This is a genomic window from Candidatus Cloacimonadota bacterium, from assembly GCA_012522635.1.
GTDB lineage: Bacteria > Cloacimonadota > Cloacimonadia > Cloacimonadales > Cloacimonadaceae > Syntrophosphaera.
In genome coordinates this window covers 1-6,934 of record JAAYKA010000080.1, presented here as the reverse complement: position 1 = coordinate 6,934, position 6,934 = coordinate 1, and the positions used below count along the sequence as shown (strand labels likewise).

6 protein-coding genes are annotated in these 6,934 nt (G+C 50.4%); all 6 read left to right on the top strand.

Annotated features, from left to right (window positions below):
* Positions 1–86 precede the first annotated feature (86 nt).
* Positions 87–281, top strand: a complete 195-nt coding sequence (locus GX135_04485) for a hypothetical protein (GenBank protein NLN85345.1) — start codon at positions 87–89, stop codon at positions 279–281.
* Between the two features lie 175 nt (positions 282–456).
* Complete coding sequence (locus GX135_04480; protein NLN85344.1) at positions 457–1,500, top strand: T9SS type A sorting domain-containing protein; 1,044 nt, start codon at positions 457–459, stop codon at positions 1,498–1,500.
* A 163-nt stretch (positions 1,501–1,663) separates the two neighbouring features.
* Positions 1,664–3,193: a histidine ammonia-lyase gene (gene hutH, locus GX135_04475; protein ID NLN85343.1), complete on the top strand. Its 1,530-nt coding sequence runs from the start codon at positions 1,664–1,666 to the stop codon at positions 3,191–3,193.
* Between the two features lie 31 nt (positions 3,194–3,224).
* On the top strand, positions 3,225–6,197 hold the full coding sequence (locus tag GX135_04470; GenBank protein ID NLN85342.1) for a tetratricopeptide repeat protein: 2,973 nt from the start codon (positions 3,225–3,227) through the stop codon (positions 6,195–6,197).
* Entirely contained in the window at positions 6,181–6,834 is a 654-nt protein-coding gene (locus GX135_04465) for a hypothetical protein (GenBank protein ID NLN85341.1), read from the top strand. Before GX135_04470 ends, GX135_04465 begins: the two co-directional genes overlap by 17 nt.
* Positions 6,835–6,838: 4 nt before the next feature.
* A partial coding sequence (locus tag GX135_04460) for a tRNA pseudouridine(38-40) synthase TruA (protein ID NLN85340.1) occupies positions 6,839–6,934 on the top strand: 96 nt, incomplete at its 3' end.

The following is a 6,934-nucleotide window of genomic DNA, read 5'->3' as shown; positions in this document are numbered from 1 at the left end:
TGTCAGGCAAGACTTTAAGCGCAAACAAGAGCGAAGGGGAAGCGCGCTCCCAGCCCCAAAAAATACGAAAAAGGAAGGTAAAAATTATGAAAGCGATTTTAGGAAATTTCTTCCGCAGCTTCAGCGGTAAGGCTGATGGAATGGTCTATTATTATAACCGCAGATTGGGCAAAGTGATTGCACGGGAATACGTTAAGAACCGACCCAGCATTGCCAACAAGCGGTTCGGCGAGGTGAATCAGAACCTGAAGGCATTGGACCCTTCCCCGGGGTTTTTTTGATAAGCAACAAAGTGACAGGTCCGTTAAAACCCTTAAACGCTCCCATCCGTTTAACCCTGCGAAATATTGTTAAACCGCAAAAACTGATATGTTGCTTGACACAAAAACGACAGGCATTATGATAGCTCCAATATTTTTAACAGATACAAAATCAAAAAAGATTGTTGAGGAAAGAATGAAAAAACTTGCATTGCTTTTCGTTGGCGTCCTTCTTCTGAGCATGGTGGTTCCCGCCATGGCGGAAGCACTCCATGGCAGTGACGTGTTTGAGCTTCAGCAGATTTACACTTGGCCTGTTATGGCAATTGAAGTGAACTGGCCTATAGAGCTGTGGCAGAAAAATTCTCAGATTCAAAACCAGGGCAAGTACTCACAAACTCCCATTGCAGGCGCCACAGTTTGGTTTGACGATGGCAGCGGCCCCGTGGCAGTTGGCAGCACCGATGCTGATGGCAGATATATTTTCACCAGTCAGCCCGGCAACAATCTCTATCCCGGTGCGGGTATCTATTTTATGACCGACCCCGGATTTATTTTCTGGAACCCAGAATATGTGGTAATGAGCATCATGTATCTGAATGAAGACCTCGACGAAAGCATTTTCAAGGCCGAGAACCCCATTCCGCATTTTTTGATTTCCTTCACCGCACGCAGCGACCAAAACCATGTGAAAATCATGTGGGGTACCCTATACGAAAACGACCTCTTGGGCTGGTGCGTCTATCGTTCGGAACAAAATAACCATCTGAATGCGCAAAACATTACCCCAGATATGATTCCGGCTACAAACAGCAGCCAAATACAGACTTACAGCCTCATCGATACAGAGGTTGAGCCTGGCAGCATCTACTACTATTGGTTGGAATGCGTGGAAGCCGCTTCCAGCACCTTCTATGGCCCGGTCAGCGTCACAGTGGAAGGCGAAGTCCCCGGGATTTATCCCACCCTCAGCCAGCTTAAAAACGCCTGGCCCAATCCCTTCAAAGCCCAGACCGGCACCACCATCGGCGTGGATATCAAGGAAGGCGAAACTGGAAGCCTAACCATCTATAATATCCGGGGACAACTTCTGAAAACACAGCAACTTGCATCTGGCAGCCATGAGCTTGTTTGGAACGGATTGGATGTCAGTGGCAAAGCCTGCGGCAGTGGGATTTATTTCTATAAACTCATCACGCCCAGCCTCATCCAAAGCAAAAAGATGGTCATCATCAAATAAAACCGCTAATCTTTGAAAGCATGAAGCCCCGGAATCCCCGGGGCTTTTTTGATTTCTCACAAGTGGTTTGACAAAAAAGCGCCAGTCAAAAAGCTTGAACAAAACCCGTCCCGCTTTTCAAGGCTCAAAAATAGAGTTTTGGCGGGTCAGCAAGAGGAAACACATGCAAAAGATAATGATTGACGGTAACAGCCTGACTTTGCAGCAGGTTGAGGATATTGCCCTGGGGCAGGCTCGGATTGAATTGACTGCGGATTGTGTGGCAAAAGTGCAAAAATGCAGGGACTATGTGGACAAGGTAATCGAGCGTGGAGACGTGATTTATGGGCTCACCACCGGTTTTGGGAAGTTCAGCACGGTCACGGTTCCGCCCGAGCATATCGCGGAACTGCAGTTGAACCTGATTCGCAGCCATGCCACCAATGTCGGTCCGCTTTTCAGCACCGCCCAGGTGCGGGCAATCATGCTTTTGCGCATCAATGTGCTGGCAAAAGGACATTCCGGCATTCGCTTGCAGACCTTGCAAACTTTGGTGGAAATGCTGAACCGGGGCGTGCATCCCCTGATTCCGATGCGCGGTTCGGTTGGCGCCAGTGGAGACCTTTCCCCGCTTTCACACCTGGTTTTGCCTCTTTTGGGCGAAGGCGAGGCAGAATTTGAAGGAAAACATACCAGCGGGGCGGAAGCCATGCGGAAAGCGGGTTTGGAGCCCATCAAGCTGCAGGCGAAGGAAGGTTTGGCGCTGAATAACGGCACCCAGGTGATGGCGGCTTTGGGGGTTTTGAGCCTTTTGGAAGCGCAAAGGCTTTGCCAACAGGCAGATGTGACGGCAGCTTGCAGCATCGATGCCCTCATGGGCACACCGCAGGCTTTTGACCCACTGATCCACAATCTGCGCCCTCATCCCGGGCAAAAAACCAGCGCCGCCAACCTGTGCAAGCTGTTGCAGAATAGTAAATTGAGGGAATCTCACATTGATTGTGGCAACGTTCAGGATGCCTACAGTTTGCGCTGCACTCCGCAGGTTCATGGAGCCGTGCGGGATGCCTTGAATTATGCGCGCGGGGTTCTTGAAATTGAGATAAATTCCGCCACGGATAATCCGCTCATTTTTCCGGATGAAGGCAAGGTGATTTCCGGTGGAAACTTCCACGGAGAGCCTCTGGCATTGGCTTTGGATAACATCGCCATCGCCGTTTCGGAGCTTGCCTCCATCTCTGAACGCCGGGTTGAGCAAATCCTCAATCCCTCTTTAAACCGGGGACTCAATGCTTTTTTGGCAAAACGCCCCGGCATCGATTCCGGCTTCATGATTGTGCAGCTCACCGCCGCCGCGCTGATTTCCGAAAACAAGGTTTTGGCGCATCCAGCCAGTGTGGACAGCATTCCCACTTCCGCGAACCAGGAAGACCACGTTTCCATGGGCTCGGTTTCCGCGAACAAGCTTTTGCAGGTGATGCAAAATGTGAAAACGGTGTTGGCGATTGAGCTGATGATTGCCTGCCAGGCGCTGGACCAAAGAGCTATTCCCAGTTCGCCAGTTTTGGAGCGCGTGAAGGCGCTGCTGCGTAAAAAGGTTCCCGCTTTGGCAGAGGATAGAGTGATGTATCCGGATGTGAACGCCGCCACGGAATTGGTGGGTTCGGGCGCCATTTTGAGTGAACTTCAGATGGCGGATGCAGATTTAGATTGACAAAATTTCCCCCGTGTGCGCCTCTGATATCATGAGAAAACTTTTCACGCTTCTACTGCTGGCACTGGCGCTGGCTTCCTGTTCGCAGGTGAACACGCTGTATAACGCCCGCAAATATTTCAAAGCGGCGCAGGCGCGACCCCTGAACGCGAACGGGCGGCCAAATAACCAAGCCGTTGAGGAATATACCAAAGCGATTAAAAAATGCGGCATCATCCTGAGCAATGAAAAACATGACAGCCGCACCGACGACGCTCTTTTCCTCATGGCAAGGGCACTTTATTACAAAGGTAACAGTGCTTTCCAAGCCAAAGACCAGTTCGAATCCATCATCAAGGGTTTTCCAGACAGCCCCTTTGTGGGGGAATCTCACATCTATCTGGCGAAGGTGCTGCGTGACATCAACCAGAAGGAACAGTCCTATAAAACCTTGCAGGAATTTGTGTTGGATTCCACGCATAAGAAGCTGCACCCCAAGGCTTTGATGAATTTGGCACAGTTCAGCATTGAGGATAAAAACTATCTCCAGGCGCAGTATTGGCTGCAAAAGATTTTGACGGATTTTCCCAAATCCGAGGAATACCGCGAGGCCTTCTTCATTTTTGGGCAAAACTATTATATTGAAAAGGATTACCAGGCTTCGCTGGCAGAATTTCAAAAGATTGTGAAAGACCGGCGCATTACCCAGCAAATGAAGCTGGAGGCGCGCTATTACATTGCCATGAACCAATTTATGCTTGGCGAACATGAGCAGTGTAAAAAGACCCTGAAAAAGCTTCTGAAAGATGAAACCCGCCCCGAAAAGCAATCCCTGGCGCGGGTTCTGCAGGCGAGGCTTTATTTGGCAGAAGGCGCAGCGGATAAGGGTTTGGCGGAGATTGAGAGCATAGCGAAAACCTATCCCCGCACCCAAAGCTCCGCGGAGGCGCAATATCACTTGGGTGAATACTATTTTTATGAGGAACAGGACCTGGAAAAAGCGGGCACAGCCTACGGCAGAGTGCGCACGGAGCTTTCCACATCGGAGCTGGCAGAGCCGGGTCAGCAAAGGTCTACCGCCATCAATCAACTCAAAACAAATGTGCAGCTCAATCCGGAGAGCAATCTGCAGGCCTACGTGGATTATTGCATCAGCGCCGCCGAGAACTATTTCAGCGTGTTTTCCATGCCGGATTCCGCTCTGGTTTTGTATGACCGCTTGATTTCTTCCAAAGAACTGGCTGTGGCGAAGCGGGACACGGTTTTGATTGAGTTTGAAGCCCAGCAGGCGGTTGTGGATTCCCTGCAGTTGGCTTTGCAAGCCTTGCCTGAACCGGAACCGGAGCCGGAACCGGAACCCGTTGTGCCAGATAGTCTTGCAGTGCCTGAGGAAATCCAGGAAACTGATTTGGATGGGGAAGAGATTGAACCTGAACCGCTGATTGAAACCGAAACAACCGAAGAAGATTTGGAGGTTTTGGAGCCTCCTCTGGAAGAGCTGGATTCTGAAATCCCGGAAATTGAGGATTTGCCAGAACCGGATGATGAGCCGGAGGAAGAGCCGGAGGAAGAGCCTGATAATCAACCGATTATAGAAGAAGACGATGATTCCATCCCTCAAAATCCTCAGCCCACTGATACGGATTTAGATGAGTCTGAGGAACTTTTGGGAGAGCAGGAGGAAATCGACACTGAACCGGTGCCACTTCATCAGGAACCGGAAGATGTTGATGATATTGAGGAACCGGAACCGGAAATTGAAATTGAGCCTGAGCTTGAAGCTGAAGATGGGGAAGAGCCGGTTGTTCCTGAAAAGCCTGAGGTTTCCAGGACGGAAGGTTTGGAGATTGACACCGAGCCTGTTTTGGATTTAATAGACCTGCCGGAGATTGATTTGTTGGAGCCGGAAAGCTCTGAGCCGGATAGCCTTGGCGTTGAAGAAGATGAGGCGGAAGAAGAGCCAATCATCGATGCCGAAGCGGAAGCCAAGCGCGAACTTGAAGCCCAAAGAAAAGCTCTCCAACGCGAGCTGACCGCGGCTCAAAATGAACTGGAGCAGGTGCAAAAAAACCTCGATTCCCTGGATGCGGTTTTGCTGCGCTATGACAGGGAACTTATCCCTCTGGCGCTGTTTTCCAAAGCCACCATCCTCAATAAAATCGGGCCGGATGTGGAAGGTATGGAAGCCATTTACCAGGATATGCTAACTGAGTATCCCACAAATAAATACACAAATGCCCTGGAAGATATGCTGGCTGGCGAGACGGTGCGCCTGATTGACCCGGAAGAGGAAGCGCAGGAATTGCTGATGGAAGAAGCGCTTGGCATGGCGGAAAGTGACCCTGAATCCATGCTGACGCTGTTGGAAGAGCTGGCAGCTTCGGAATATCCGCCCATCAGACTGAAGGCAACCTTCCGTTTGGCATGGTTTTACAGCTTTGAGCTTCCCGACACAACCGCCGCAAAACCATATCTTTCCGAAGTTTTGGAGCTTGACCGCAACGGCGAATATGGCAGCCTTGTGACCAGGTTCTTTGATGGCACAAAGTTTAATTTTCCCAAGGATGAAGAGGCTGATTCTTTGGCAATGAGCGACAGCCTGGCAACGGAAGCTGAAACGCTGGAAGATGAACAACCCCAGGAGCTTGAGCATCCGGTTTTGGATTCTGAAGAAGAAATTGATTCAGCGGAAGGGATGGCTGTGGAAAAACCCGAAGAGGAAGAAGACCCGCCGCCTCAGGAGGATTTAGATAGCCCCGAATCCGTTGAACCACAGGAAGATATGCCTCCGGTTGAGGACACTGAAGAAGACCCGCCTACTCAGGAGGAACCCCAAACACCAGAGCCTCAAAAGGAAGAAACTCCAATTGAGGGCAGCCCTGAACTCGATGAACCACAAGAGGATACAGCTCCGGAAACAGTCCTCGAAACCGAGATTGAAGATGATGTGAGCCCACCCGTGGAAAATGAACCTGAAGAGGAGGGCGGAAACCCCACAGACCAAGAGGATGGCCAAACTGAATGAGGGAAAAACTTCGGCGCTCAGCGGGCAAAACCTGTGGCTGAGATTGCTGATATTGGTGATGGCGCTTTTCTCCGCTCTGGATGCTTCCTGGCGTCAAATCATAATGCTGATGGCGCTCTTTTTAATCTTTATGCTGCTTGAACTGGATTTGTATTCCAAGCTGTGGAAAGGCCTGCGGTTTTCGCTGCCGTTTTTAGCCGCCTACTGGATTTTTGGCACTCTGTTTGGCAGGGCTTTCCCAGACTTAGTGCTGTTTTCCCTCAAACTCATCTTTTTCATCGAAGCCACCGTTTGGTGTTTCGCGAACCTGCACGTAAAAGATATATTACGAGATACTTATGGCTTGCGCCGCCGTTCTTGGGGAAGAAAATCCCTCCGCTTCGCCTTTGCCACCGGCCTCTATATTCGGGCTTATTTCAAACTCTTTGAACGTGATAAAATCAAGGGTTACAATAGCATCGGCGCTGTGTTGGACAATATGGTGGGTGTGGGCACCCAGGTCTATCAATCCTCGGAAGTGATTGAAGCTCAACTGGAACATATTTTTAAGACGCCCCTGGAAAAGGGGGATGGTTCCCTGCCCAATCTCGTCGGCCTCAGCGTTTTGGCTCTGATGGTGCTTATCAGCGCGGTTTAGGTTTATGGCACGCTTTTTGATGAGATTGATGTTTGACGGCACGGATTTCCGTGGTTGGCAGGCGCAATGCGCCGGACGCAGCGTGCAGGGTGATTTGATT

What these genes read in the sequence shown, in the direction of transcription:
- GX135_04485 (NLN85345.1), top strand. Translation starts at nt 87, where the DNA reads ATGAAAGCGATTTTAGGAAATTTCTTCCGCAGCTTCAGCGGTAAGGCT.
- GX135_04480 (NLN85344.1), top strand. Translation starts at nt 457, where the DNA reads ATGAAAAAACTTGCATTGCTTTTCGTTGGCGTCCTTCTTCTGAGCATG.
- hutH (NLN85343.1), top strand. Translation starts at nt 1,664, where the DNA reads ATGCAAAAGATAATGATTGACGGTAACAGCCTGACTTTGCAGCAGGTT.
- GX135_04470 (NLN85342.1), top strand. Translation starts at nt 3,225, where the DNA reads ATGAGAAAACTTTTCACGCTTCTACTGCTGGCACTGGCGCTGGCTTCC.
- GX135_04465 (NLN85341.1), top strand. Translation starts at nt 6,181, where the DNA reads ATGGCCAAACTGAATGAGGGAAAAACTTCGGCGCTCAGCGGGCAAAAC.